A 1,436-nucleotide genomic window follows, 5' to 3' on the forward strand; every position below is an offset into this window, starting at 1 on the left:
GCTTCGCGTGAACTCGTAAAGGTGGAAATCAACAGCGTGTTGCCCCTTTCAGAGAGTACATGGCAAGTGGAATGGTTGGAAACCGTGTCCGACCGGAGCGGTAATCACCTCAGCGGTGCGCTTTATCGCGCCACACTGAACACGCAAACACAGCAACCCCAAAATAAAACGCAAATGCAGCAAAACCCGTTGGGATTGTGGATCACCACATTCAATGATGTCCGACTGAATTAAGGAGACAGTATGTTTCACCTTTTAACACAGCGCACTTTCACGAGTGCGTTTTTTTTCGGCTCGGTGTTATGCACATCGGCATTGGCCGCCAGTGTCCCCTCAACGTCTGGGTCGGTCTCGACCGCTTTAATGGAATTATCTCAACCGTTAAGTGCGGTCGAGCAAGCAGGGTTAGACATTGCGCAGCGCTGGATAAACGGTACGGATAAACCCATTCGCGCCCCTGACGGAGCGGTGACGTATTACTACGGTAAGTCCATGCCTACTGTGGTGTGCGCCCCACTTAAAACTTGTGATATCCAGCTTGAAGCGGGGGAACGTATCAGTCCAAACGGTTTAAATGCGGGGGATACCGTGCGCTGGGCATTCACGCCCACCGTATCGGGTCAAGGCGCTGAGGCCGTGACACACATCTTGGTCAAACCCACCGATGTGGATATTGAGACCACCTTACAAATCTCGACCAATCGGCGCAGTTACTTGATTAAGCTCACGGCCAAACATAACGATTGGATGCCTATGGTGCGTTTTGATTACCCTGAAACGGTGAACTTGGCGTTGGATTCGCTTTATGAGCGTCAAGAGAGTGAAAACAGCGTTAATACGCTGACTAATGGTCTCAATATTGACGATTTGGACTTTCAATATTCCGTTACGGGCAAAGCGAAGTTTGTGCCTGTTCGGGTCTACAACAACAGCGTGAAAACCATCATTGAGATGCCTCGAAGTGTGGCGAGTGATAAGTTGCCCTCCTTGGTGGTGATAAATGCGGGTCAACGTGAACTCATTAACTACCGCTATCGAGACGGTAAGTTTGTGGTTGATGGGGTGCCGTCTCAAATCGCCTTGTTGTTGGGGGCGGGGAAACAGCAACAGACCGTGCTCATCAAGCGTCGTGGAGGGTAAGCCATGAGTCGAATGATGAAGAACGCGTTTTTCTTAATGGTGGTTTTGCTCGTCGGGTGCGCCAGCCCCCAAGAGGATGCTTTTGGCAATTACAGCGACGTGACATTAACCCCGTCAGAGCAGGTGGCGGTCAGTCAAGACATTGCTCAATTTTTACAGCGCATTGATGGGTCGAACCGCATTTTTAATTTGGATCACGATAAGAGTACGTTTGCCAAGACGTTGGTGACTGAATTAAGAGCCAAGGGTGTGGGGGTTTCTCAAGGGCATGAGCGAAATTACCTCACGTTGTCTTA

3 protein-coding genes are annotated in these 1,436 nt (G+C 50.1%); all 3 read left to right on the forward strand.

Translation table 11 applies throughout. The features are described 5' to 3' along the window. Window positions 1–234 (forward strand): type IV secretion system protein (locus Q1A70_RS19900; RefSeq protein WP_299697623.1); only part of this gene is annotated, 234 nt, incomplete at its 5' end. Window positions 235–243: 9 nt separating this feature from the next. Then, on the forward strand, window positions 244–1,140 hold the full coding sequence (gene trbG / locus Q1A70_RS19905; RefSeq protein ID WP_299697625.1) for a P-type conjugative transfer protein TrbG: 897 nt from the start codon (window positions 244–246) through the stop codon (window positions 1,138–1,140). A gap of 3 nt (window positions 1,141–1,143) precedes the next feature. After that, window positions 1,144–1,436: hypothetical protein (locus tag Q1A70_RS19910; protein WP_299695892.1), on the forward strand; the 293-nt coding region annotated here is incomplete at its 3' end.

It is taken from the genome of uncultured Vibrio sp., assembly GCF_947488985.1.
Classification (GTDB): Bacteria; Pseudomonadota; Gammaproteobacteria; order Enterobacterales; family Vibrionaceae; genus Vibrio.